This is a genomic window from Elusimicrobiota bacterium (genome assembly GCA_016721625.1).
In the GTDB taxonomy this organism is placed as follows: Bacteria; Elusimicrobiota; Elusimicrobia; order FEN-1173; family FEN-1173; genus JADKHR01.
On sequence record JADKHR010000001.1, the window covers coordinates 17,399 to 42,957 of the forward strand.

A 25,559-nucleotide genomic window follows, 5' to 3' on the forward strand; every position below is an offset into this window, starting at 1 on the left:
AATAAGGGGGGTCACCGCATGAGGAGAAGCACGAGGGTTTGGGTGGACAGGACGCGCAACAACATGGTGAGCGGGTAGACGGTGGCGTAGGAGAGGGCCGGGAGTTCGGACCCCATGAAGGTGTTGGCGAAGGCCAGGGCGGGGGGGTCGGTCATGGCGCCGGCCAGGAGACCGCAGAGGGCGGTGAAGTTGGTTTTCAGGAAAAAGCGGCCCACACAGCCCACGATCAAAAGCGGCAGGAGGGTAATGGCGGCGCCCCAGAGGACCCAGGCGACGCCGTCCCCCGTTAGGAGGGTCTGCACGAATTTTCCGCCGGATTTCAACCCCACGCAGGTCAAGAAAAGAGAAATCCCCAATTCCCGGATCATGAAGTTGGCGGAAATCGGCATGTGCCAGACCAGGGATTTCCACTGGCCGATCCGTGCCAGGACGATGGCCACGATCAGCGGTCCTCCGGCCAAACCCAACCGCACGGGCGCGGGAAGCCCCGGGATTTTCAGCGGCAGGCTTCCGACCAAAACACCGAGCGCGATGCCCACGAGAAGAGGAATGATCTGGGGGTCGTTCAGTTGTTTCGGGGAGTTCCCGAGTTCTCTGGCCGCCTCCTGGATCGCTTCGGGCGGACCCACCACGAGAACCGAATCGCCGAATTTGAGCTGAAGCGTGGGCGAGGCCGCGAACTCTAAATCCATCCGGGAGAGGCGCGTGATTTTGACCCCGAACCGCCGGGGGAAGGCCAGTTCGTCGATGGACATCCCCAAGACGCTTTTTTTCGTCACGACGACCCGTTTTGAGGAAATATCGCTTTCCACTTCCCGGAGGTCGATCTCCGCTTTTTTGCCCAAAATGCGTTCCAGCTCCTCTACCTTTTCTTTCGGGCCGATGGCCAAAAGGACGTCGCCCAAGGCCAGGACGGTTTCAGCGCGGGCCACGGTCACCTGGCCGGCCCTCATAATTCGGGACACCACCACGGAGGCGTGGGGCGCGCCTGGCATTCGGCCGATGGCGAGGCCGGCCACGTCGGCCTTCGTCACTTCCAGGTTCACGGCGAAAAGCGGTGGCGCCTGGGTTTTCTTTTCGGAGGCGAAGGCCTCCAATTCTTTTTCCGGTTGGATGCGGAAAACCGATCGCACCAAAAGCATCGTCACGATGATCCCGATGACGCCGAAGGGATACGCCACGGCGTAACCCAAACCCGGTAACTTCGCCAAATCCGACGTCGGGCCCAGGACGTCCCGAAGGGCCTGTTGGGCGGCGCCCAGGCTCGGGGTGTTGGTGGTGGCGCCCGCGAGGACGCCCACCGCCGCGGGAAGCGGCACCCCCCCAACGAAATGCGCCAGGGCGGCGACGCCCACTCCCAAAAGGACCACGGACGCCGCCATGACATTCAACGGCAGGCCGCCTTTCCGAAGCGACGAGAAGAAACCGGGACCGACCTGGAGACCGATGGCGTAAACGAACAGGATGAGACCGAACTCCCGGATGAAGTCTAAAACGTGCTCATCGATGGTGGCCCCGAAATGGCCGAAAAGGAGGCCGACAAAAAGGACGCCGGCCACCCCCAGGCTCACGCCGTAGGCCTTCAAATGGCCCAGGGCCAGGCCGAGCCCGGCGACCAAGGAAATGACCATCACCGCGTGGGGGACGGTGGCGGGATCCATCAATGTGGAAAAGAGGGGCATGGAGTGCCTCGCGAAGGGGATGAATTAAAAAGTGAGATGACGGAGCGCCGAGGCGCAAAGTACCACGCCGAGCGTGACGCCGATATTGAGCCGGGCCCAAAAAGCCATGCGACGGGCCGCCCCGCGGAATTCGGGACTGTCCGGCCGGTCGGCGTGAAGCGCCAAAGCGGGACCCCAGCGTTTGTCGTGCAGGACGCCTAAAATCAACATGACGACGAAGAGGACCATTTTTGCCCAAAAGATCCGGCCGTAGGACGTGTCGAGAAACGACGACAACGAACTGAGAAAGAGGAAACGCACCTGCCAAAGCCCCGTCAAAATCAAAAGGCCGAGGGCCGCGTGGCTCACCCGCTGGAACCGTTTGGCCACGGCCAGGGCCAGGGGCATTCGTTCCTTCGGCGTCATGGACCGACGGAGGACGGGGCCTAAAATCAACCCGAGGAAAATCTGGCCGCCGACCCAAATCATGGCGGCCGTCAGGTGAATAAAATGAAGAAAGATGTCCATGGTGTTGTCCTTTTTAGTAGAGAAACTCCCGAATATCGTAAAGAGCCCGGCGTTCGCCTCGGGGAGGAAGGGCGGCTTCCATTTCCTTTCGTTGGGCGCCCAGGGCCGATTCCCCCATCGGCGTCCACCCTCGATCGGCGGCCGCCCGCCCGTAGGGGGAGCCCTCCTCCACGATCAAGGGTGAAAAATAAACCAAGTCGCCGGGGCCAAGGGGGGACCGTTTTAAAAGCGAGAGGGTCCCCTCCACGTGCCTCCGGGCATTTTCAACCCCGCCCGCGCCCAAGAGGACGATCAGGCCGAGATCGATTCCGGCCCCCTTCAATTTCGCGGCGGCTTCGATCACGGTGTCCGAGGTTCCCGGTTTCTGAAGCCATCGCCTCAAATCGTCACAGCCCGTTTCCACACCCAAATACGCCCGCCGAAAACCGGTTTTCGCCAACGCTCTTAAATCGGCAGGGGTCCAGGCGGCCAATCGCGCGGCTTCCGCGAACCCATAGAGTCCGCCGATGCCGTCCCGTTGCGGGGCGGCCAAACGCGGAAACCGGGCCGCCAACTTTTCGGCGGTTGAAATCAATAGGTCCGGCGGCGCTTGGAACGCGTTGGCGTCGCCGAGAAAAATCGAACAGCGGCCCGCCAGGGCGGGGCCGAAAAAGGTTTCGGCTTCATCCGTGTGGCGCAAAATTTCTTCCGCTGATCTCACGCGGAAAGGCCGCCCCGCGTAGAAGTCGCAGAAGGCGCATTGGTTCCAAGCGCATCCTTCCACCACCTGAATGACCAGCGCCAAATATTGGTCCGGAGGAAGAATGCCCAACGGACGCCAGACCCGCGCAAAATGGGCAGGGTCCTGGTCCCAGGATTTTTCCAGTCCCTCCGCCAGCCGGGCCAAGGTGCGGGAGGCGGCTTCGATATCGGGGGCGAGTTCCCGACCGCGATCCATGCGGCGCAGAGCCTTTCGGCCCGCCAGTTCCGGCAGGGCCAGCCGGGCTTGGGCCAGGAGTGTTCCGAACCGAGCTCTCAGGGCGGACCGTTCAGGATCGGTGAGTTCCCGGATATGCCGGCGGGCGTCGCTGTCGCCTTCCCAAACCCACTTTTTTTCCAGGCAACGGCCATCCAACCCCCGCGCCGTGTAGAGGCCCCCCTCGTAGAGGCCCTGGGGCCGACCCAGGGGGTCAAAACCCAGGGTGGCCAGGGGGGAGAGCACGAGGGAATAACCGCCCTGGGTTTCTCCCAGCGTTAGGAATTCGATCGCGTGGGTCGTTGGGGGCATGAAATGGAAAAGCCCCCCAGGGACCGCACCGGGGGGCCGACCTGGCGACTATGATACCTTATTAAAAAAAGGTAAAAACATGATGAAGATCATGGTCCGTTTGGCCCGCACCGTTATACTAGTGTAGTGTCTCACAAATCGCTTAACAATGGGAGGCCCGAGTCCGTTCGGATTCGAGGCGCGAGGCCCGGCGCAGAGCGCCGGGCACCTGGGGCGCCAGAGGCGCTGATGCGGAGGGCGCGATGCGGGCCATCGTAACCGACGAGCAACGAAGAAGCCGGACGGAGGCGGGCCTCCCTTCCATATATTTCGCCTCGCTAAAGCGAGGCGATCCGTTGAGGAAGGTCCGGGCGCTTTTGCGCGGCGAGCGGCGTCGCTCGTCAGTTGCATACTCCCGGTATGCGCCTTCCTCGCTCCTTGTCGCCACACAAAATCGCCCGGACCATTGTCAAGGGATTTGTGAGACGCTACACTGGAGGTCCAATGTCTAAGCTTGCCTCAGAACCCCTTGTTTCCGGGACCGTCGCGCCCCAGGGCCGCGGCCAGGAACCCAATAAACCCGTCGCCCCTCCGCGCTTAATTTTTTGGGAAACCACGGCCGGGTGCAACCTCCGGTGCGTTCATTGTCGTCGTCTGGACGTTCTGGACCAGGTCTCCGACACCGATCTTCCCACCGACGCGGCCAAGGGCATGATCGCCGACATCGCCTCCAGCTACAAGCCGATCCTGGTCCTTTCCGGCGGGGAACCGCTTTTTCGGCCCGACATTTTGGATTTGGCCGGTTTCGCCCGGGACCAGGGCCTGCGGGTGGCCCTGGCCACCAACGGGACCCTGGTGACGGCGGAAAAAGCCAAAGCCATCAAAGACGCCGGGGTGGCCCGGGTCAGCATTTCCCTGGACGGGGCGAAAGCTCCCACCCACGACCGGTTCCGCGGCGCGGGGAATTTCGAGCGCGCCCTGGCCGGGTTTGACCATTTGAAACGCGAAGGGGTTTCGCTCCAGATCAACATGACGGTGACCCGCTACAACGCCGAGGAACTGCCCACGCTCTACGACATGTGCCTGGCCCGGGGGGCGTCCGCTTTGCATTTGTTCATGCTCGTGCCCGTGGGGTGCGGCGTGCAGATCGCCGAAACGGACATGCTTCCGTCGGCGGAATACGAGAAATGGTTGAATTGGTTTTACGATCGGGACATCGAGAAAAAGATGGAACTGAAGGCCACCTGCGCGCCCCATTATTTCCGCATCGTCCGCCAACGCTCGAAAGAAATCGGCGGGCTTCCCCCCAGCCATCACCGGCAGGAAGCCAAAGGCGCGACGCATCCCAACCAGTCGCTCCACCAAACCACCAAAGGGTGCTTGGCCGGGCAGGGGGTCTGTTTCGTTTCCCACAAGGGAGAGGTGTTCCCCTGCGGGTACCTCCCTATTTCCGTCGGAAATATTCGAACGACGCCCTTTAAGACCCTCTGGGAACATTCTCCGGTTTTTGAAAATTTGCGGGACCCGTCTAAGTTGGAAGGGAAGTGTGGCGTCTGCAGTTTTAAATACGTCTGCGGCGGATGCCGGGCCCGGGCCTATTACGCCCACGGGGACGAACTGGCGGAAGAACCCCACTGCATTTACGTGCCTCCCGGGTTCGAGGAGAGTTCGGCGTGCGACGCGTTTTAGCGGTGGTGGGGGTGGGGGGAACGGCCCTGATCTTATGGGCCGGGGCCGCTTCCTGCGGGCGCGCGAATTCCGCGTCGGGGGACGTTGTCGGAGCGACGGCGCCTGAACTTTTCGGCCCGGCCGATTTAGGTCCGGACTCCGTCGACGTCACCGCCTACCCCCGAGCCCAGCAGGAAAACTATCAACTGTTCGTGGCCAAGTGTTCGGTGTGCCACACCCTGGCTCGGCCGATTAATTCCACGATCGCGGACGCGCCCACCTGGACGCGTTATGTCTCCCGCATGCACGTCAAAACCGAGGCTCGGTCGGGGCAACCGTTGTTGTCCTCCGCCGAAGCCAAGCGGGTGATCTCCTTTTTGGTTTTTGACAGCAAAGAAAGGAAAGTGAAGAAGGCCGAGGCGTTTCAATCGCTTCAGGCTGAGCTCGTCACACGCTATGAACGCGCCCTCAAGGAACGGGATCGGTTGAAAAGCGAAGGAGGCCGGTCCCAGGCGAGGGAGTCGGCTCCCTATGTGGGGGACCGTTAATTTGAACGCAAATAATAAAAGGAGAACTTCATGAAACGTCTCATCCAAAGTGTGATGGTGTTGGCGGTTCTGGCGGGAATGGGCGGGGTCGCTTTTGCGGAGGATGCGGCGAAAATTTATAGTTCCAAATGCGCCATGTGCCACGGCAAGGATGCCAAGGGAAACCCTGGGATGGCCAAAAGTCTTGGCGCCGAAAAGTTGAACTTGCTGGACGCGGCTACCCAGGCCAAGACGGACGCTGATTTAATCAAGGCCACCGCCGAGGGCGCCGGAACTCCGAAGGCCTCAGGGGCCAAGCCCATGCCCGCGTTCAAAGGCAAAGTGGCCGACGTCGACATCAAGGCCCTGGTCGCCTACGTGCGGTCCTTGGCGCCAAAGAAATAAATTTCTCACCCTAGATCGTTTCAATAAGGAGAACATTCATGAACCGTTTGATTCGAAGTGTGTTGGCGGGATTGATCCTGGCGGGGGCGTCGGGCGTGGCGTTCGCGGAAGACGCGGCGAAACTTTACGCCACGAAATGCGCCATGTGCCACGGGAAGGACGCCAAAGGAAGCGCCTCCATGGCCAAGGCCAAGAAGGTGGACAACGCCGTCCTGGATCTTGTGGACGCGGCCACCCTGGCGAAGACCGACAAAGAATGGATCCAGGCAACAGCCGAAGGCGTTGGCACTCCCACCGCCAGCGGGGCCAAGCCCATGCCTGCCTACAAGGGAAAAATCGCCGACGCGGACATCGCGGCCCTGCTGGCCTACGTCCGTACCCTGGCCCCGAAAGCGGACGCCGTTCCGGCGGAACCCGCTGTCCGAAAATAAACGGTTTCCTTCGCGCCCCCCGTGCCGGTTCGCCCACACCTCGCCCGAAGTCTCGGACCCTGGGTATTGGCGGCCGTCCTGGGGGGCGCGTTTTTCTTGTCGCCGGGGCGGGCCCGGGCGGACGGCAACGAGGACTGTTTGGCCTGCCACGCCGAGGAGGGGATGGGGGCTCCCGTGGTGGACGGGGCGGCTTTCGGGAAATCCATCCATGGCAAGAACCTTTGCGTTTCCTGCCATGCCGACGCCAAGGAACTGCCCCACGCGGAAAAGCTGGCCCCGGTTTCCTGCGGACGGTGCCACCGGGTGGAAACCCAAATCTATCTTCAGTCCGACCACGGCAAGGCAGTGGCTCGGGGAAAGATGGAAGCGGCCTCGTGCAAAGACTGCCACGGCCACAGCCATGCTTTGTTGGATTCCCGCCATCCGCTATCGCCCGTTAACCGAAAAAATATTCCCGCCACCTGCGCCCATTGCCATGGAAAGGCTGACAGTCCCATCAACGAGCGCCTGACTGAACGAAAACCCATCGAAAGCTACGAGCACACCGTTCACGGGATGGCCTTCGCGGAAGGGAAAATGAACGCCGCTGTTTGCTCGGACTGCCACGGCACCCACGACCTTCACGGCTCGGCCAACCCAGCCAGCCGCGTCAATCGGGCGCGGATTCCGGAGACCTGCGGCCGTTGTCACCAGAACGTCCTCTCCGTTTACCGCGAGAGCATCCACGGCAAGGCCAGCGCGTTGGGCATCAAAGAGACCCCGGTCTGCACGGACTGCCATGGGGAACACACCATTCGGTCGGTGAAGAGCGCAGGTTCCTCCGCCAGTCTGGGCGGGGTGACCCGCACTTGCGTGGGATGCCATGAGTCCGAAAAAATCATCGCCAAATTCGGTCTCCCCGCCGGTCGGCTGAAGAGCTACATGGACAGCTATCACGGACTCGCTTCTAAGCAAGGGGATCTTCGCGTGGCCAACTGCGCGTCCTGTCACGGCTGGCACGACGTGCTTCCCTCCGATGACCCGCGTTCCTGGGTCAACAAACAGAACCTCGCCAATACCTGCGGCCGTTGCCATGTGGGGGCCCAGGCCAAGCTGGCCGCCGGCCGGATTCACGGGGGGAAAGGCACCCGTCCGAATTTCTGGATCTTCTTTTTCCGATGGTTTTACTTGATCGTGATCCCGCTCACCTTGGGCGGAATGATGGTCCACAATCTCCTGGATTTCCTTCGGAAGTTGCTGTCGTCCCCCTCGGAGGTGGAAGGAGAACACTCCCGCCGTGAGTTGAACCTGCTCCGTTTGAACCTGAACGAGAGGCTTCAGCATGGCGCTCTGACTTTGACCTTCGTCATTCTGGCCTACAGTGGGTTCGCTTTGAAATTCCCCGAGGCCTGGTGGGCTCTCCCGTTCCAATGGGCGGGGGGAGAATTCGTTCGAAAGGCGATCCACCGCTGGACGGCCCTCGTTTTCGTCCTCACGGGGCTTTGGCACGGGGTTTACATGATCGGGACCCGTCGGGGCCGGTTCCTCCTTCGGGTGAATCTCCGGCCGCGCCTGCGGGACTTGTTCGAACCGCCGCGCCTCCTGCTCTACAACCTCGGTCTTTCGAAGCGAAAGCCCGAACTCCGCTACCCGTCCTACATCGAGCGGTCCGAATACTGGGCCCTGGTGTGGGGATCCTTGGTGATGTTGGTGACGGGCGGCGTTCTGGTGTTCAACAATTTCGTTTTGAAACACGCGCCTCTCTGGGTCCCCTACCTCGCCACGATGATCCATTTCTACGAAGCCATTCTTGCGTGCTTGTCGATCCTCGTCTGGCACGCCTATTGGGCGATGTTCGACCCGGCGGTTTATCCCATGAGTTGGGCTTGGCTCAGCGGACGACTGCGCCGTAAACCGGTTTTGAAGGGGACTCCATGAGAAAAATTTTTCGTTGGCGCAGTCCGTTTTCTGGCGGGTCCACAGTGGTGACCGGGGCGGGGCTGGTGGCCTTGGCCGCGGGGCTCCTGGGATTAGGCGTTCCTGTGGGCGCCAGTTTTTCAGGGCCCGAGACTTGCGCCGCCTGCCATCCCCAGGAATATGATGAATGGAAACCGTCGGTTCATGCGGCGGCCTACGCCGCGCCGGGGTTCCAGAAGGCGTGGAAACAGAACGGATCGAAGCCTTCCTGTCTCGCTTGCCACTCCACCGGGGCCAAGGGGGGGGCTTTCGCCTTTCCGGGGGTCACCTGCGAGTCCTGCCACGGGGCCATGGCGGAGGGGCATCCGGGGGACAAGATGCCCATGCCGGTTTCTTCCGACATGTGCCGGACCTGCCACAAAAAATCCTATGACGAATGGAAACTCAGTCGGCACGGACAGAAAAACATCCGCTGTTTCGATTGCCACAAAGTTCACGCCCAAGGTCTGCGGGTCGGCGGGGGGGACGCGCTGTGCGGGTCCTGCCACGCGGCGAAAATGATAGATTTCGCCCACGCCACCCACCACCAGGAGGGCCTGCGTTGCTGGACCTGCCATTTCCCGGCCTCGTCGGCCGGGGCCGACGCCCTGATGGGCACCGGGGCCCCCGCCCACAACCTGTCCGTCGGGGCGGAAGTCTGCGCCCGTTGCCACGAAGACACGGTGCACAAGAGCGCCCGCCTCACGGATCTCCGTCGGCAGGTGAGCGAGAACCAAAAAGAGATGACCGTGGCGGGCGTCAAAAGCGTTTTCGACTTGAACGAGCACGCCCGGGATCTCCAGTGGCGTTTGGACCGGGCGCGTCAAAGCCTCTGGCTGGTGGCGATCCTGGGGTTCCTGGCCGGGGCGGGCCTTGGGTGGTTGGCGGCGTGGATCGCCCTGCGCCCCAAAAAATGATCCGCCGAGAAATCGCCTGACCTCTCCCGTGGATCCTTCCAAAGCCTCGGAGTCCGTGCCGGGTCCAATGGCTCCGGGCGTATCTCGCCGCTCCTTTTTGAAAGGCGCCGTGGGCGCGGCGGCCGCCGCGGCCCTTCCTAAAACCTTCGCCCACGCGGAGGGCCGGGTGTCCAAGGGCGATGTCTTCTCCGTCTTGGTGGACCTCTCGCGATGCATCGGGTGCCGTTCCTGCATGAGGGCCTGCCAACGCGCCAACGATCTGAACGCGCCCCAGGAGTGGATGGACATAGACCATCTGGACCGGCGGTTGGATCTCACGTATAACCAATGGACCGTGGTGAACCGCGAAGGGATAGAGCCCTCCATCCTCCGCCACGTCAAACGCCAATGCATGCATTGTCTGGAACCTGCTTGCGTTTCGGTCTGCCCCGTGGCGGCGCTCGCTCAGACGGAACAGGGCCCGGTGATTTATCGGGAAAGCCGGTGCATCGGGTGTCGTTACTGCATGGTGGCCTGCCCCTTCGAGGTGCCGCGGTTCGAGTGGAACAACGGACTCACGCCGGTCATCGGCAAATGCCAGTTTTGCGCCCAGGAACGGTTGTTTAAAGGCCTTCCGCCGGGATGCTCGGAGGCTTGCCCCACGGGCGCCCTCAAATTTGGCAAACGGTCGGACTTGTTGTTTGAGGCCAAAACCCGCCTGGGGTCCCACCCCGAAAAATATGTGGACCACATTTTCGGCGAGGAGGAGATCGGCGGCACCTCCTGGCTTTATATTTCCGATGTCCCCTTCGAAAAGCTCGGGTTCAAGACGAACCTTCCCAAACGTCCGCTTCCCTCCCTCACCTGGGACGTGGTGAGCTGGATCCCCGGGATCGCGGCGGTTTTGGCCTCGCTCTTCGGGGTTCTCGCCTATTCTTTTTCCCGCAAACCCCACGTTCCTCCCGGCGGCGCCAAAAAGGAGGACGCTTGATCGGCTGGTCGTTTTTGGCGGCCGTCCTAGGGATTCTGTGTTGGCTGGCGGTGGCCTATGGTCTGGGCCGGCCCCCGCGCCACGGCCGGCTTCTGGGGTGGTCCGCGGTCGGATCGCTTTGGGCCGTAACGGCGGTGGTCCTCGCCATTCGGTTTTTCCTGGGAATGGGCGCCATGAGCCACATGTCGGACCGCTTTCCCTGGGGGGTATGGATCGGCCTGCTTCAAAGCGGGGTGGCCCTTTCCGGCGGCGGGTTCGTGATGGCGGCCACCGTGCACATCTTCCACCTTAAACGGTTCGAGCCGATCCTTCGCCCGGTGGTCCTCTTGGCCTTCCTGGGCTACACCTTCGTGGCGCTCACCCTGTTTATCGAGGTCGGACGGCCCTGGGCGCTGTGGCACCCCCTGGCCATGTGGCAACACCATTCCATCATGTTCGAGGTGGCCTGGTGCGTGACGCTCTATTTCACCGTTTTGGCGACGGAATTCAGCCCGGTCATCTTCGAGCGGCTGGGCCTGCCGAAGGCCGTTTCTTTCATCCACGCGGTGGCGATCCCGGTCGTCATTGCAGGGGTCATCCTCTCCACCCTGCACCAATCCTCCATGGGTTCGATGTTTTTAATCGTTCCTCAGAAGATGCATCCCTTGTGGTATTCCACGCTCCTGCCGGTGTTCTTTTTTATGAGCTCCGTGGGCGTGGGCCTCTGCGTGACGGTCATCGCCTCTTTCTACTCTGCCCGGGTGTTCGGGAAAACCCTGGACCGCTGGATGTTGGCGGACCTGGCGAGGGCGGCGTCGGTTCTTCTTTTTCTCTACGCCGCGGTCCGCGTGGTGGACGTGACGGCCCGCGGGGTCTGGGGACGGTTGGGCGATCCGGCGTGGCTGGGGGCCCTGTTCCTTCTGGAGGTGGTGGGCGGCGCTCTTTTGCCGGCGGTGTTTTTGTCCCGGCGGTCGACGTTGGAACGTCCCCGCCGGATGGTGTGGTGGGGGCTCCCGGCGATCGGCGGCGTGGTGCTGAACCGGCTCAGCGTGAGCTGGTTCGCCATGGTTCCCTATACGGGGTCCGGCTATGTTCCCCATTGGATGGAGGTGGCCGTGTCGTTCACGTTGTTCACGGTCGTCGTGACGGTCTTCGGTTTGGCGGTCCGCTATTTGCCCGTCTTCCCGAAAGAATCTTCGGTGGTTTCCTAGAGGTCTCTCTATGTCCCAGCGCCGCCTGCCTGAATTCTTTTACAACTGGATTTCCATCGGAGGGGCTTTGCTCGCCATGGGATCTTTCGCGATCATCGCGCTCTTGGTCCTGATCGATTTGTTCGTGGAGAGCACGACCCTCTATTTAGGGTTATTGACTTATACCATCCTTCCCGGCTTTTTGGTGGCGGGTTTGGTGCTGATTGCCGTGGGGGCCCTTCTGGAACGGCGCCGGGAGGCCAAGGGACATGGGGCCAGCCTGGATCCGGTGTTCAGCCTGGACCTTCGAAACGCGCGACAGCGCACCGCCCTTTTTATTTTCGTGGGCGGGACGGCGGTCTTTTTGGTGGCGTCGGCCCTGGGCACCTACAAGGCCTACCACATCACCGAATCCACGAAGTTTTGCGGCACCCTTTGCCACACCGTCATGAATCCGGAATACACGGCCTACCAACGCTCGGCCCACGCCCGGGTGGCCTGCGTGTCCTGCCATATCGGGCCGGGGGCGGGGTGGTTTGTTAAATCGAAATTGTCGGGGGCCTATCAGGTGTATTCGGCGGCGTTCAAAAAATACCACCGGCCCATCGAAACCCCGGTGCGCAACCTCCGTCCCGCCCGGGAAACCTGCGAGCAGTGCCATTGGCCGGAGAAATTTTTCGGGGAACGCCGCCACGTCAACCCCCGCTATTTGGCTGACGAAAAAAATACGCCCTACCCGCTCACCCTTCTGATCAACACCGGGGGCGGGGGCTCCCTCCGCGGGCCGGGCCACGGCATCCATTGGCACATGGCCATCAACAACAAAGTGGAATACATCGCCCGGGACCGCGCCCGCCAGGAAATCGCCTGGTTGCGCGTGACCAACCGGTCCGGCCAAATGACGGAATTCAACCTCGCCGAGAACCCTTTAACCGTGGAGGAGCGCCGCCAGGCCGAAATTCGCGTGATGGATTGCATTGATTGCCACAACCGCCCCAGCCACAATTATCGGCCGCCCACCCGCGAGGTGGACGCGGCTCTCTACGACGGCCGCATTCCCGCCACGCTTCCTTTCATCAAGCGGGAATCCGTGAAAGCTTTGGACGGGGATTACCCCGACACTCCGTCGGCCATGGCCGCCATCGACCAGAAACTGAGGGGGTTCTATCAGGAGAAATTCGCGAAAGTTTCCAAGGAACGATCCGCCGAGGTGGACGCCGCTGTTCTCGCCGTCCAGGATATTTACCGCCACAGCCTGTTCCCGGAAATGAAAGTGACCTGGCGGCAATATCCGGAAAACATCGGGCACACGCTCTCGCCGGGCTGTTTCCGTTGCCACGGAAGCGGGTTGACTTCTTCCGACGGCAAAACAATTTCGCGGAACTGCACCTCCTGCCACGTGCTTTTGGGCCAGGGGAAAGAACCCGGTGACGGGCTCATGTCCGTCCGCGGCCTCACCTTCAAGCATCCAACGGATATCGGTGGCGCGGAGGCGGAAGGCAATTGCACCGCTTGTCACCAGGGCGGCGCGGAACTCTACGAATAACCCAAGACAGGTTTTTAAGATTTGGACGGTTGTAAATTTATTGTAACACATGATACAGATCATAAATTTAGACGAATTAATCAGTTATACACATGGTGCTGGAGGAATTTTTTGAAAGAAACAAACCTCCATCATGATTTAGCGGATCGGTTTGCGTCGGTGCGCGGGTGACCGGCGGATAACGAAGAAAAATTAATTCGGGGAGACCCATGAAAAAAACGCGAAAAAAGATCCTGCACGCACTTCTTCTCCTTTCCTTCGTTGGAGCGGTGAGCCTGGCGTTGAACGCCGGGCGATCCCTCCGCGCGGAGGATGCGCCTCCTCCGGCGCCGGCCGTGACCCCTGCAGCTCCCGCGGCGGCGGAACCGGTGGTGGTGAACGAAGCCACTGAAAAAGCCGAGTTCGTCGGCGCCGAGTCCTGCGCCAACTGCCACGCGGACCAGGTGGAATCCTTCAAATCCGCCCAACACGCCCGCGGGTTCGCGAAACAAAAAAATATTGAATTCGAAAAGTCCTGCGAAACCTGCCACGGCCCCGGATCTCTCCACGTGAACGCCGGAGGCGACAAGACGAATCCCGGTTTCGCCACGATGAAAGACCCCAAAAAACTTTCCGCGAAAGCGGTCAGCGAGACCTGTTTTCAATGCCACAAAGACACGGGCCGGTCCCACTGGAAAGGGAGCGCCCACGAAAGAGCCGACGTCTCCTGCGTCGAATGCCACAGCGTGCACAGCCCCAAGAGAGTCCGGGCCCAGTTGGTTCAGCCCACGGAAGCCGACACCTGCTACACCTGTCATCGGGAAATTAGAGGCCAAATGCGCCGGTCGGCCCACATGCCCGTGGAAGAGGGGAAGATGAACTGTTCCTCCTGCCACAATGCGCATGGGTCCGCCACGCCAAAACAATTGACGGCCAAGAGCGTGAACCAACTTTGCTTTGATTGCCACCAAGACAAAAGGGGTCCGATGCTCTGGAAACATCCTCCGGTTCAGGAGAGTTGTCTCACTTGCCACCACCCCCATGGGTCACACCACGACAAGATGTTGAATGTTAAACAACCATTCCTTTGTCAACGGTGCCATGTGGCCGGCGGTCACCCCAGCACGCCGTTGGGGAGCTTGGAGATCGGTCAGGGGAGCAACAAGGTCGTGAGCCAATCCTGCGCCGAGTGCCATCCGAACGTTCACGGGTCCAACCACCCGGGCGGCAAGTACTTCGCTCGTTAAACGGAGGACGACCGACAATGAAAATTAAACACTTATGTTTCATGACCTCCTTCCTCTTCGGGGGCAGTTTCCTGACCTCCGCCCTGGCCGAAACAAAGATTTCCCAGGACGTGGAAGTGGGTGTTCAAGGCGTTTCCGTTAACACGTCCGAGGCGAAGTTTGAAGAATACGGCGAGGTTCCGAACGGCCCGTTCATGAATTATTACTCCATGGACGTGGACGCCGAGAAATATGACCTCTCCTTTTTCACCCGCCGTCCCAGTTTGGACGACCAGTCGGCGGAGTTGAACTATGACCGTGGCGGAAAGCTTTGGTTTAACGCGGGCTACGCCCAAAATCCACACCGTTGGGCCAACTCTTCGGTCAGCCTGTATAACGAAGTCAGCCCCGGGGTTCTAGCCCTGCCGGATGGGATGCAGGGGACGCTCCAGACCTTTGGGAACACCACGGCCAACTGGTTCAATGTGATGAACAGCACGTTCGCCGGCCTGGCTCACACCGAAGAGCTTTACGTTCGGGGGGACAGGTCCTCGGTTAACCTGGGCTTTGCCCCCGCTCCCCAGTGGGCGGTGAACCTGGACCTCTACAAGGAAAAAAAGGCGGGCAAACAAATGGGCATGTTTGGGTTCGGCCGCAACTATGCGGTCGAGATGGCCCGAACGGTCGATCAAACCGTCTACGATTCAGCCTTGGGCTTAGCGTACTCCGGAAAACGTCTGTCCATGGGAATGAAATATGGGTTCAACTCTTTTAAAAACGATGTGGACAAGCTGACCTTTGACAGCTATCGGCGACAGACCGACATTGTGGGGAGCCTCACCTCCGGCGTGGGGGCTTCTAAGGGGCAAGGCTCCGTTCAACCGGATAACATCGCCCAAAGCTTCGCGGCTAACCTGGGCCTGGACGTGGCGCCCAAGACCCGTTTTGAGGCCGACGCCTCTTACACCTATATGCGGCAAAATGCAGACCTGTTGCCCCATACGGTGAACACGGCCGCGGCGGCCTCGGCCGACCCGCTCCCTGAAAAATCAGCCGACACAAAAAATGCTTTTTGGGTTCAAAACTATCGGTTGACCCACCAATTGACCCAATCCATGGCCCTGGGCGCCCGCCTCCGTTCAGAGCAAATGGGAGACAACTCGAAACACATGGACTTTGGCGGACACGTGGCCATGGACCAGCTCTGGGAGGCCGATGACTGGGCCACCCATCGGTTTGGGTACCGCAAGAACAACACGGGACTGACCATGGACTGGAACCTGTCCAAGGCCTGGCTTTTTGGCGCGGAAGCGTTCAATGAAACAGCTACCCGTGAAATGCGGAATTTCAAAGAGACGAGTGACGACAATATTATTGGGCGGTTGGAGTTCCACCCGGCCCCCACCTTCAAGGTTCGGGCGCGATACACCAACGCCTACAGGAGTGCCTCGGATTATGAGGCTCCATCGAGCACAACCGTTGAACTGGCTGGCCTTCGATACTTTGATATCGCGGCCCGCGCTCGTAACGCCGGTGATCTGAGCGTCACGGGTTGGAAAGGAGCCCTGTCCTATGGCTTGAACGGCGGTTTCGCCACGGACAAATTCAACTCCGGGGATGGCCCGACAAACGATGATGTCACCATCGCGACCAACAACGTGGCGATGATGTACGGCTTGTTGCATTCCCACACGGCCACCGCCGGTGCCGACCTCGCGCTGGATGTTTCAAGTCAGGTCGGATTTTTTGGGTTCTATCAGTTTCAATGGATCCGCGGGGTTCAGCGGTCCAATCGTAGCGGCGGGGGATCGCCGACTTCAGACGTCCAGGAAATCTGGGAGGTTCAAACCACAGACCGTTACGACGTTGTGGGGGTGGGCGTGGACCTTCGTCCTGTTGAGCGGCTGAAGTTTGTCTTGGCCTACGATCTGTCTCATTCCGAAGGAGCCATGGATTACCTCACGGTCAATGCAGGAAATTCCACGACCTTGAAGGCACCTCCGGAAACCGTGACCACGAAACAGGTTTACCGCTTGGACGGAGAAATAAAAGCAAGTTCGAACTTGACTTGCACGCTGGGGTACACGCGCGAGGACTACAAAATACATGACTTCGCTAACCAAAACCTCGGTTTGACCTCAGGTCAAGCGGCCGGCCAAACAAACGTGACACTGGCTGACAACAGCGAAGATTATAAAGCCCACATTGTGAGTGCCCGATTGAATTTGCGATGGTGAACTGAACTCCTTTTCCGAAAGCACTTATTGTACCGCCCTCCCCCCAGAGAACGGGGGGAGGGCGGTGCATTTATGGGTGAGGGGGTGGTCTTTCGTTGATCGTGGAGCGTAGGGGAGAACAAACAACCAGAGATCGGTTAGAGGGAATTTTGTCATGCCCCGATTCACTCTTCGGGTCCTTCGGACCCGCCTCTCCTGCCGCGAAGGAGGGAGAGGGAGGGAAAACGACGATTTTATTTCGGGGTGCCGGCGCCGCGCTGGGAGAGGCGTTCCACCATGCGGCGGGCTTCGACGTTGTCGGGATAATGGTCCAGGGCCTTTTGGGCCAGTTCCAGGGCCTGCTTCGGGTCTCCCTCTATGATGGCGTCGAGGGATTCGGCGTAAAGTTCTTTGGAAATATCAGTAATAGGTGGTCCTTCTGTTCCGCTTAAGACTTTCAAAAGATGCTCGGCCTCGAGATAATTCGGCCGGTATTTGAGAGCTTTCCGGGCGTAGACGACCGCCGTCTTCGAGTCCCCGTCCCGGGCTGAACCCAGGGCCAGGTTGTAGGCGTCTTTGGCAATCAGATCCTGACAGAGGGGTCGGAGTCGGAGGGCTTCCTCATCGGTGGTGTCGTGTTTCAGAATTTCCTCGAACTTTAGCAGGGCTTCCTCATACCGTTTTTGTTCGAACAGTTCCCGCCCGCTTTCCAACTCAGGTTCGTTTATATTACTCTGTCTTGCCATCAAGGAATCCCCCAGGACTGGAACGCTGAGGGTGACGGAGAATATCAAAAGGAAGACGATCCTTTTCATTGCGGGGTACCGGCGCCGCGCTGGGAGAGGCGTTCCACCATGCGGCGGGCTTCCGTGTTGTCAGGCCAAAGCTCCAGGGCCTTTTGGGCGAGCTCCAGGGCCTTCTGCGGGTCCCCCGCCAGGAAGGAATCAAGGGATTGGTTGTAAAGTTCTTTGGATTTCACCATATCTTCCCCGCCTTTTTTCGCCAGAAGCGTTTTGAGCAGTTCCGCGGCCTCGGGGAAATTCGGCCAGTTTCTGAGCGCTTTCTGAGCGTAGGCCACCGCCGTTTTCGTGTCCCCGTCCCGGGCGGAACGCAGGGCCAGGTTGTAAGCGTCTTTGGCGATCAGGTTCCGACTGAGGTCCCGGAATCGGAGGGCTTCCTCGTCGCCGGTGTTGTTCTTCAGGATTTCTTCGAACTTCACCAGGGCTTCCTCATAGCGTTTTTGTTCGAAAAGTTCCCGCCCGCTTTCCGCCAGGGGGCGGATGATTTCCGTTATGCGTTGCGTTTCGGCGGCCTCCTGGTATTTCTTTTGGACCTCCTCCACCCGCGCTTTCAGCTCCCGCGCTTCGGGGTGGTCGGGGGTCAGGGACAATACTTTGTCGGCCAGCTCGCCGGCTTGCACGAAATCCTGCGCGGCGAACGATTGGACCGCCATGGCATAGAAGCTTTCGGTCAAACTTTGAAATCGTTCGTCGATCCGGTTCAAGTAGGTCTTGGCGCCCATGTGGTCGGGTTGGAGGGCCATGATGGACTGGAACTCCCGCCGCGCGCGGAGCAGGTCGTCCACCTGGAAGAACTGCTCGCCCCGGGCGAAGTGATCGTCCACCTGGCCTTGGAGTTGTTCCGCCCGGGCCTCATCGGCCATCTGCTTGAATTCCGACTCGATCCGCCGCGCCAACAGTTTGGCCGGGCGGTGCCAGGGGGCCACGGTCAGAATTTGGGTCGCCTGCATGTAGGCGTCCACCATGTACCCCTGGGCGTAGCGGGAGAGCGCGCGCTTATAGGCCATCTCCACCTGGGTCGTGACCTGCACTTGCCGGTAGGCGGGCCCGAACCGCATGCCCAAGCTGATCCGATGGCTGTCACCGAACCGCCCGAACGGCACGAACGCGTAGTCCAGGTGGAGCCGTTCGTTGCCGATCCCGAACCCGGAGGTCAGGCCCGTGTCCAGATCGTTGTTGCCTTTATAGCCCAGGCGGAAGGCCAGAATGTCCCAGATCCGGTAGTCGGCCCCAGGTTGAGGTAGGGACCCCGGCCCCAGGCAGGACCAGGTCGCCGGCCAGCGTCATGTTGTCGCCGAAAAGCGGATACGCGCCCAGTTTCATGGCCATGGGGAAAGAGGCTTTCTCTGAATCGAAGGTCAGGCCGGTCCCCGCGTTTTGGAGGACAAAGCCGGTACGGAGACCCTGGTTCCATTTGCTCTGGGCTTCGTAGATGAGCCCCACGTCCGCCATGTAGCCCAGGGCCGACTCTTGGTCCAAGGTTTTCTTCAACACCTTGAGGTTCACCCCCGTCTGGATCCCGGAGAACCAACCCAGGTCCTCCCAAGGCTTCGCCCACCCCAGGGTCAGCAGGGAGTCGGAGGCCGCCACGTTTCCGGTGATCCCGTTGGTGCTGTCGAACCCTCGATGTCGCCCACCCGCAGGAACGATCCGCCCACGCCCAAAACCCCGCCCGAGGCCGTGGGCCGGGCAAAGTAAAACACGTCCTGGTCCGTCCCTGCACGGCGGCGTTGTGCATGAACATGATTTCGCTCTGCGTCAGCCCGCCCAACCCCGCCGGGTTCCAATAGAGGCTCGTGGCGTCGTTCACCGCCGCCGTTTGCGCCTCCCCCAGCCACCCCCGCGCGCCCACCCCCATCTGGAGGAAGTTCGCCGTGGTGTTGCCGGAGGATTTTGCCAGAAGGGTGGGAACCAGCCCGAACAGCGCGGCCGTCAGCACGAGGGCGTCCGGCGTCCCTCCTTTCCAAAACCGCCGCCCGAGGGAACTCATCGGATCACCATCAGCTTTCCGACCTTCCGCTCTTGGTCGTTTTCAATCACGTAGAGATAGACGTCCGACGCGACGGGATCGCCCCCGTCCGAGTCCACGGGGTCCCAGCGGACGAACCCGGCCCCCGTGTCGTCCGACAGGGTTTTCACCAGCCGTCCATCCAAGGTGAACACCTGGACCTTCGCAATCTGGGAATTCGGGAAACTGAAGACGATCCCGCCGGTGTCTTTCGCCGCGCGGTAGGGGACGGGGAACGGATGGGCTTCCGTCAGGTCGAAGGAGGCGGTTCCGATCAACGCGTACACGGAAAAGTGCCGCAGTTCAACGGACACGTTGTGAAGGGTCGTGTCCACCCGACTACCCGGCAGTTTCATCCAAGCGCCGGACAATTCGTCCAAAGCGTAGATCGCCAAACGGTCCACCTTGACGGGGTGGCCGCTTTCGGTTCCGTCCACGATCCCGTTGCCGTCCGCGTCTGAATATCCGAAGGTGAGGGTGACGGGCGCTCCGAACGGCGCCGTCAGCCGGGTCCCGTCCGAGGCGTAATGGTTGAACTCCTTGGTCGCCAGCACCTGATTGAAGTCTCCGCCGGACCGGCGGGGCACGGCCCCGCTCGCGCCGCGCACGGTGGCCCCGATGGGCGCGGGGTCGTTCTTCACATCGTCGTCGAAGGCCACGCCGGAAGGGTCCGGCCCGAAGGCGTTGGCGCTCACCTCCAACCGCGCCCCGTTGTCCAGGGTCACGAACACCGTCCGGGCATTCGGGTCGATCTGGGTGAAGAACGCGATGGAGAACTGTTGGTTGGCGGGCAAGGGGTTGCCTCCCAAGTCCCGCAGGTTCCAGGTGCTGGAACGGATTTCATACCGCGCGCCCCGTTCGAGGGGGACGGTGGGCGTCACATCCATGTAGGTCGTCGACGTCTCCACCACCGTGGCCAAGGAGGCAAAAGAAACGGACGTGTTCACCTGTTGGCCCAGGGCATTGTGGGTTTGGATGAAGGAGAGGGCCCCCGGGCTGGCCAGATTCATGGGTTCGGAGAAAATCAAGCGGATCGGCGCGGACGGGTCCACGGCCGCGTAGTGGTAATCCGACTTCGGCATTTTGGCCCCCGCCAAGGAAACCCCCTTAAAAGTCGGCGGCAGGGAGTCTGCCTTAAAGTTGTAGATAAATGAGGTGGACGTGGGCTGCCAGTTCCCCGCCAGGTCCAACCCCATCGCCTTGAAATAATACGTCCCCGTGGCGGGAACGACCCCCAGGCTGGACAAAGAAAGCCGAACGGCGGGCCCGGCCACGAAGTACGTCGCGGTGCTCTGGACCGGCACCGGCGAGTTATCGTTCAGGGCGAAGCTGTAGGCCCACCCCACGATGGGGCTTCTGGACACCGAATTGCCCAAGTCGATAACAGGCCACGAGAAATCAATCGTTTGAAACCCCAACGTCCCGCCGTTGTCGGGAATCACGAAGCCCGCCCACTGCGCAACGATGGGGCCGGCCAGGGGCGGCGTTCGATCAATGAAAAAACGAAAAGAGGGACTGCCGGGATAGACTGTGCCATCGAAACCAACGGTGGCTCCAACTGCGTTTTTTAATAGTTGATTCCCTTGCAGGTGAAGATAGTATTCTCCCTCATCGGGAATACAAAATCCACTTAAACCGCCGTCGTGAAAAATGCCAATGGCGGAATCCGTTGAACAGGGGTCGACAGGGTTGAAAAGGCCGTTCCAGCCGGTGGACCGTAAAACATCGAAGGTCCCAATCTGCGCTCCGTTCGGATCGGAGTTCACGTGAAAGTTGAAGTGGGCCGACCCAACCGCTTTAAACGGGAGCGACGGGGCGTTGAAATAAAGCCTTTGGGCCAGGCTCATGGCTGGTGTATAAGGGGTCCCAATTAAACTCACGACCGGAACCCCGGCGACGCCTTTGATGACCGTGGTGGCTGAAAAAACTTCTTCCTCTCCCTCCGAGTTTCGGGTCTTCACTTGAAGATAGTGGCCGCCCAGGGGGAGGGACCCCGCGAGAAAATTCACCCGGGAAATCGTGGCATCGTTGGGGGTGCCCCAATCCTTAAATTCTTTCCAAACGGGGGTTGGCGAGGCCGCGATCTGATGGCTAGGGTTTCCGGGATCCAGCATGAGCCATTTAAGGTGCCAGAGGGAGGGGATTGCTGGGACGGGATCCTGGACCATTTGGATAGCATACTCCGTGGTTTTCTGGTTCCCTCCCCGTTCGAGACGAAATTGCAGGGTGGTTTGGTCGACGGTTGCCACCACCTCGACGGGAAGAGCCACCTCCGCCCGGGTGGCGACGGTTGTGGAAAGCGAGACGGCGTGATTCGCCAAATCCTTCGCTTGCGCTCTCACCCGGAATGCATGCGTGGTGTCCGGCAAAAGTGCCCCGAAATAAAACGAATTCCCAATGATGGCGTGTTCGCTGAAACTTTCTCCATCTATCGCTGGGTTGAAGGTGGTGTCGGGATCGTTGAGGCCGGGATTCCAAACCAGATCCAGCTGGGTGGGGGAGGGCTTCCCAACGAATGGAGGAACGGAGAAAGATCGGATAACCGGCGCCTCGGGTCGTGAAAAGGTGAAGGTGGTGGCGAGGCTGGAAGGGATTCCTTGGTGGTTTATGGCTCGGACACCCAGATAATACTGCCGATTGGGGACAACCGCGGTGAAGGTAGTCCCCGTGCTGGTGACCACTACGGTTGTCGAAATGGCGGCCGAAAAACCGATGCTCGTTGAGATGGATGCCTCATACCGGGTGTTGGGGGGGAAGGGATTTACACCCTGGTTCCAACCAAAAGAGATGGATGTCGTTCCCGGGCCGGGTGTAAGGCTGGTGGGTGTTGCGGCCAGGGTGACACCTGTCATCGGGACGGAGGCGTCCATCCAGCCGCCAGCGGGTAACGCCAGGGTTTCAAGGGTGAGGAAATAGGTCGTATTGGCGAGCAATGGCAAGGCATTGAGGTTCAAAGATCGGGTTGTTGAGCTGATGTGCGTGACATCTCCCTCTTTGACCCAATCGAGAAGATAAACGGTGTCGGGATCGTTTGATGCTTGGGCTGTGTGGGAAGACCAGGTGACATCAAGCTGGCTTTGACCAGGGACCACATTGGCCAATTGAGGCGCCAGGGGGGCGGTCACGGTGCTGGCGAAAATGCCAGGGACGTCCACCCCTGTGGCGGACACGTTCGCTGGGTCATGAAGGGCCGTGACCAGGGCATAATAATCCCGATTCGCCAAAATGTTCGTGGTCGGGGTTTCAAAGAACACCGACGTCCCCCTGGTTGAGCTTGACGCAACGAAATCTGTCAACCCCGCATCGGAAAAGAGATCCACCCGATACTCTGTGGAAGAACCGTTCCCGTTCCTGTTCCAAGCTACTTTGACCTGGCGCGTGGGGTCGCTGGGCGGCGCGACGAATGTGACACCGGCGGGAATATTGGGTTTGGTAAACGCCGCCCCATAAAGGGTGGGTGGATCCGAATAAAGATTTGTCCCCGTCCGGTTCATGGCGGTGACGGAACTCTGGTAGAGGGCGTTCCCCGTCAGTCCTAAAAAAGTGGCGGCCCCGGAAGGGGTGCCTCCATAAAAAACCCGGGATGAAACCGTTGTAATGAAACTGTCCGAGGAGACTTGAAAAAGGTAAGAAAAAGAACCGCTCTCCCCCATGTTCACAGGATAAACCCATCGAAGGGTCGCGCTCGTGGAGAACACATCGGCGCCGGAGGACAGGGGGTTTTTAACACCGGTCACAACGGAGCTGATGGCGGACGTGCCGATCAGGATGTCGGATGAGTCGTAAACCGACACCCGGGCATAATAGGTCGTATTCCCGTCCAAACCGGGAATGGATGTGGCGACATTGACCCCAGAGAAAGGAGGCTCAGTAGCGATGGGATAAGGGTCCCACCCCGTGACGTCGAGGCCGGTTATGTTGTATGTGATCCTCGAGAATGAATTGGTTTCTGAGTTGGTCCAGTTAACGTTCACTTTATCCGTTGAAGCGCTGATCGCGGTGATGGTCGGAATTGGTTGGCCCGTGGTTCCCGAAAGAACGTTGCTCCATCCTGACCAAACACCGGCTTTGTTCTTTGACCTCACGCGAACAAAGTACGTCTTATTTTTTAACAGATCTGGGCTCGTGTTTGACTGTTGGAACCGCACCGTTATGTTGCCGACGGTGGAGGAAGAAAAGTTAAAGGAACCAGCCACCTGATTCGTTCCGTTGAAAAGGCTGGATTCATCGATCTGAAAATCAAATGGTAATAGGTATCCGTTAGGGTTCTTGGCATCAAAGGTTACATCCAGTGCTTTGCTGTTCGTCGTGACGGCGAGGACCGAGACGAGGGTCGGGGTTTGGGTGAGAGTGCATTCCGTTTTCGATGCGATAAAATAAGACTCATTGTTAGGGTTCGTATTTCCAACGGCCAGATCGAAAGCGCGAACTCCGATCGAGTAATATTGGTTGTAAAGAAGGCCTGAAATAGGGAAGGGGCTCAAACGGCCACCCACCGTACCCGGGTTGGGAATCGAGTCCGGGATGGAATTCGCCGAGACGAAATCCGACGAGGACATAAGAACCGTTCCATTGGCTACCGGCATGAACCGGACCTGATAGGAGCCCACTGGAAGCTGGTGGCTGTCGTCGTTCTGCATTCCAGGTTCCAGCCAAGAGACGGAAAATTTATTGAAGGCGTTGGTGCTTAGGATCATGCCGCTTGGGGTCTCAGGATAATAAAAAATGGCCTGGGGCCCGCCTAAAATCTTACCGCTTAGATCGCCCGCGATGGAAAGAACGGGTTCGATGGAATCCAGGGAACCTGTCAAGGTGTTGTTGCTTAAGTCTTTGGTGAACAGGCCCCCGCCTGAATTGACATCGCTCCGCGTGATGCGGGAAGAAATCCCATCCGAAGATTCGAGGGCGAAAGCCAAAGAATAGGAAAACCACACCCCAAGGCCGATAACCCCGACCTTAAGAAAATCCGTCGCGCTCCAACCGCGTTTGGCCCAACGACCTCGATTCACGATTCTCCTCCGGGGCTATCCACCCGTCAAATCCAGCGGCTTAGTGTTTTAGAACGCTTACCCGAACAGATTTTGAATCCGGGTTTATTGGCCCGCCTGTTGGATTAAAGCAACGCACCGTTACCGTATTAATCGCCGTCACGGACCCGTACAACATTAATTCATTAAAGTCAGCGTCCGATGGAGCCCCAATCAGAACCACATCCCCTACCGCCGCTCCCGTGAGGGGTATGTCCTTGCTATCGCTTGAACCAGCACTGATGTTGCCAAAATTAACTGGTGTAGAGGTGGAGAGATAACCTTTCAAAGGGGTCCCTCCATTCAAGATCAAGCCACCACCGATAGAAGCTTGATTGGATCCATTTAATTGCACCAACCCGTTGGCGACGTTCACGGTGTTGCCTTTGAGGGTTACGCTGCTGGAATCCAAAAGCGCGTTGGGCACCGTGCCTGACAACAGGTTCGATGCGTCCAGATACCGAGAATCCAAATCTGTTCGGTTGATTTCAGTCAGCCCCACCGCTCCAGCGGCCACGGCAAGGGCGTAGGGGGCCGAAACAAGTTTCTGTCGAGGGGAAAACACCGCGCCATTAACCGTGATTTCAACGAATTTTTCTGATCCATCAAAAAGGTTGGAAGGAATGGCCGTAATTTCTCCAATCATAGCGTTAAATACGCCATTGGTTACTGGAACAACCCTACTCCCGTCGGAATAAGAACAGCCCCTTGTCGGAGCGGAACAAATACTGAAAGAAATATTTCTATTGCCGTTGAAAGGATTCCCGGCATTGTCGGTCAATTTCCCTTGATAATTAATTTTTGAGGGAGCCGCAGTTTCACCAACAATGGGAAAACATACGGCGAACCCAAGACCGAGAATGGTTTTAATAGCGAGGGACATTTTTTTCATAGGGCTACCCTTTTTGTTGAATTTGACTCCCGTCTGCCTGGCCGGCTTCCCGCTGGCTCGAGACCGGCCCTACCCCAAGGATCTTAAACCTGTGGCCCCACAAGGGGGCCTCAATCCGCATTCTTGCAACATTTGAGCCAATATCATTTTCCCTCTAATTTTCCAACTATTTTTCTAAGGTGGTCCCTTTCATCAAATAAATAAGGATTCTTATTTTCTAAGATCACGGTTTTTGGAGGCGAGTTGAGACCCGACTGCGGGTGAGTCAACCCCCCGTGTTCGCCCCTTTTGTCCGTGGCCGGGGGACAACTTTTCACCTAAATAGGAATTGCATGGTATGACCTGCGTCATGGCGGGTTTCGTGGTTTTGTGAGAGAATAAAAGGGCGATAGGAAGTGTTGCCCACGT

Annotated in this window: 19 protein-coding genes; 11 read left to right on the plus strand and 8 right to left on the minus strand. The window is 59.4% G+C overall.

Annotated elements, in window-relative coordinates; translation table 11 throughout:
- Positions 1-11: 11 nt before the first annotated feature.
- Genes IPP35_00060 through IPP35_00070 form a run of 3 tightly spaced genes read right to left on the minus strand, consistent with a single transcriptional unit; the run spans position 12 to position 3,456 of the window.
- Positions 12-1,682 (minus strand): putative transporter, encoded by a 1,671-nt coding sequence (locus IPP35_00060; protein ID MBL0057543.1) that lies wholly within the window; start codon positions 1,680-1,682, stop codon positions 12-14.
- Positions 1,683-1,706: 24 nt separating this feature from the next.
- Positions 1,707-2,189, minus strand: coding sequence for a CopD family protein (locus tag IPP35_00065; GenBank protein ID MBL0057544.1), 483 nt, complete (start codon positions 2,187-2,189; stop codon positions 1,707-1,709).
- Between the two features lie 13 nt (positions 2,190-2,202).
- Positions 2,203-3,456, minus strand: coding sequence for a radical SAM protein (locus tag IPP35_00070; protein ID MBL0057545.1), 1,254 nt, complete (start codon positions 3,454-3,456; stop codon positions 2,203-2,205).
- Positions 3,457-3,939: 483 nt separating this feature from the next.
- On the opposite strand from IPP35_00070, the gene IPP35_00075 reads away from it, so the two are divergent.
- From IPP35_00075 to IPP35_00125, 11 genes are all read left to right on the plus strand, one after another.
- Positions 3,940-5,124: a radical SAM protein gene (locus tag IPP35_00075; protein ID MBL0057546.1), complete on the plus strand. Its 1,185-nt coding sequence runs from the start codon at positions 3,940-3,942 to the stop codon at positions 5,122-5,124.
- Positions 5,109-5,651 carry a hypothetical protein gene (locus IPP35_00080; protein ID MBL0057547.1) on the plus strand — a complete coding sequence of 181 codons (543 nt, stop codon included), beginning with the start codon at positions 5,109-5,111 and terminating at the stop codon, positions 5,649-5,651. The genes IPP35_00075 and IPP35_00080 overlap by 16 nt, the downstream gene beginning before the upstream one ends.
- Positions 5,652-5,681: 30 nt before the next feature.
- Entirely contained in the window at positions 5,682-6,035 is a 354-nt protein-coding gene (locus tag IPP35_00085; GenBank protein MBL0057548.1) for a c-type cytochrome, read from the plus strand.
- A gap of 38 nt (positions 6,036-6,073) precedes the next feature.
- Positions 6,074-6,466 (plus strand): c-type cytochrome, encoded by a 393-nt coding sequence (locus IPP35_00090; GenBank protein ID MBL0057549.1) that lies wholly within the window; start codon positions 6,074-6,076, stop codon positions 6,464-6,466.
- A 21-nt stretch (positions 6,467-6,487) separates the two neighbouring features.
- Positions 6,488-8,383, plus strand: coding sequence for a hypothetical protein (locus tag IPP35_00095; GenBank protein MBL0057550.1), 1,896 nt, complete (start codon positions 6,488-6,490; stop codon positions 8,381-8,383).
- The gene (locus tag IPP35_00100) at positions 8,380-9,318 is read left to right on the plus strand and encodes a hypothetical protein (GenBank protein ID MBL0057551.1); all 939 of its coding nucleotides are present in this window, start codon (positions 8,380-8,382) and stop codon (positions 9,316-9,318) included. Before IPP35_00095 ends, IPP35_00100 begins: the two co-directional genes overlap by 4 nt.
- A 67-nt stretch (positions 9,319-9,385) precedes the next feature.
- The gene (locus IPP35_00105) at positions 9,386-10,288 is read left to right on the plus strand and encodes a 4Fe-4S dicluster domain-containing protein (protein MBL0057552.1); all 903 of its coding nucleotides are present in this window, start codon (positions 9,386-9,388) and stop codon (positions 10,286-10,288) included.
- On the plus strand, positions 10,285-11,478 hold the full coding sequence (gene nrfD / locus IPP35_00110; protein MBL0057553.1) for a polysulfide reductase NrfD: 1,194 nt from the start codon (positions 10,285-10,287) through the stop codon (positions 11,476-11,478). The genes IPP35_00105 and nrfD overlap by 4 nt, the downstream gene beginning before the upstream one ends.
- Before the next feature lie 10 nt (positions 11,479-11,488).
- Positions 11,489-13,003 (plus strand): NapC/NirT family cytochrome c, encoded by a 1,515-nt coding sequence (locus IPP35_00115; protein MBL0057554.1) that lies wholly within the window; start codon positions 11,489-11,491, stop codon positions 13,001-13,003.
- 209 nt (positions 13,004-13,212) lie between these two features.
- Positions 13,213-14,229, plus strand: coding sequence for a DmsE family decaheme c-type cytochrome (locus IPP35_00120; GenBank protein ID MBL0057555.1), 1,017 nt, complete (start codon positions 13,213-13,215; stop codon positions 14,227-14,229).
- A 17-nt stretch (positions 14,230-14,246) separates the two neighbouring features.
- The gene (locus IPP35_00125) at positions 14,247-16,445 is read left to right on the plus strand and encodes an MtrB/PioB family outer membrane beta-barrel protein (GenBank protein MBL0057556.1); all 2,199 of its coding nucleotides are present in this window, start codon (positions 14,247-14,249) and stop codon (positions 16,443-16,445) included.
- Positions 16,446-16,678: 233 nt separating this feature from the next.
- On the opposite strand, the gene IPP35_00130 is transcribed toward IPP35_00125, so the two are convergent.
- From IPP35_00130 to IPP35_00150, 5 genes are all read right to left on the minus strand, one after another.
- Positions 16,679-17,170: a hypothetical protein gene (locus IPP35_00130; protein MBL0057557.1), complete on the minus strand. Its 492-nt coding sequence runs from the start codon at positions 17,168-17,170 to the stop codon at positions 16,679-16,681.
- 65 nt (positions 17,171-17,235) lie between these two features.
- Entirely contained in the window at positions 17,236-18,327 is a 1,092-nt protein-coding gene (locus IPP35_00135) for a tetratricopeptide repeat protein (protein ID MBL0057558.1), read from the minus strand.
- Between the two features lie 79 nt (positions 18,328-18,406).
- Positions 18,407-18,814 carry a hypothetical protein gene (locus IPP35_00140; protein ID MBL0057559.1) on the minus strand — a complete coding sequence of 136 codons (408 nt, stop codon included), beginning with the start codon at positions 18,812-18,814 and terminating at the stop codon, positions 18,407-18,409.
- A gap of 396 nt (positions 18,815-19,210) precedes the next feature.
- Positions 19,211-24,241 (minus strand): Ig-like domain-containing protein, encoded by a 5,031-nt coding sequence (locus IPP35_00145; protein ID MBL0057560.1) that lies wholly within the window; start codon positions 24,239-24,241, stop codon positions 19,211-19,213.
- A gap of 40 nt (positions 24,242-24,281) precedes the next feature.
- On the minus strand, positions 24,282-25,151 hold the full coding sequence (locus IPP35_00150; GenBank protein MBL0057561.1) for a hypothetical protein: 870 nt from the start codon (positions 25,149-25,151) through the stop codon (positions 24,282-24,284).
- Between the last annotated feature and the right edge of the window lie 408 nt (positions 25,152-25,559).

Excerpts from the sequence above, each read along its gene's own strand:
- IPP35_00060 (MBL0057543.1), bottom strand. The coding sequence starts at position 1,682 with ATGCCCCTCTTTTCCACATTGATGGATCCCGCCACCGTCCCCCACGCG.
- IPP35_00065 (MBL0057544.1), bottom strand. The coding sequence starts at position 2,189 with ATGGACATCTTTCTTCATTTTATTCACCTGACGGCCGCCATGATTTGG.
- IPP35_00070 (MBL0057545.1), bottom strand. The coding sequence starts at position 3,456 with ATGCCCCCAACGACCCACGCGATCGAATTCCTAACGCTGGGAGAAACC.
- IPP35_00075 (MBL0057546.1), top strand. The coding sequence starts at position 3,940 with ATGTCTAAGCTTGCCTCAGAACCCCTTGTTTCCGGGACCGTCGCGCCC.
- IPP35_00085 (MBL0057548.1), top strand. The coding sequence starts at position 5,682 with ATGAAACGTCTCATCCAAAGTGTGATGGTGTTGGCGGTTCTGGCGGGA.
- IPP35_00090 (MBL0057549.1), top strand. The coding sequence starts at position 6,074 with ATGAACCGTTTGATTCGAAGTGTGTTGGCGGGATTGATCCTGGCGGGG.
- IPP35_00100 (MBL0057551.1), top strand. The coding sequence starts at position 8,380 with ATGAGAAAAATTTTTCGTTGGCGCAGTCCGTTTTCTGGCGGGTCCACA.
- IPP35_00105 (MBL0057552.1), top strand. The coding sequence starts at position 9,386 with ATGGCTCCGGGCGTATCTCGCCGCTCCTTTTTGAAAGGCGCCGTGGGC.
- IPP35_00115 (MBL0057554.1), top strand. The coding sequence starts at position 11,489 with ATGTCCCAGCGCCGCCTGCCTGAATTCTTTTACAACTGGATTTCCATC.
- IPP35_00120 (MBL0057555.1), top strand. The coding sequence starts at position 13,213 with ATGAAAAAAACGCGAAAAAAGATCCTGCACGCACTTCTTCTCCTTTCC.
- IPP35_00125 (MBL0057556.1), top strand. The coding sequence starts at position 14,247 with ATGAAAATTAAACACTTATGTTTCATGACCTCCTTCCTCTTCGGGGGC.
- IPP35_00130 (MBL0057557.1), bottom strand. The coding sequence starts at position 17,170 with ATGGCAAGACAGAGTAATATAAACGAACCTGAGTTGGAAAGCGGGCGG.
- IPP35_00150 (MBL0057561.1), bottom strand. The coding sequence starts at position 25,151 with ATGAAAAAAATGTCCCTCGCTATTAAAACCATTCTCGGTCTTGGGTTC.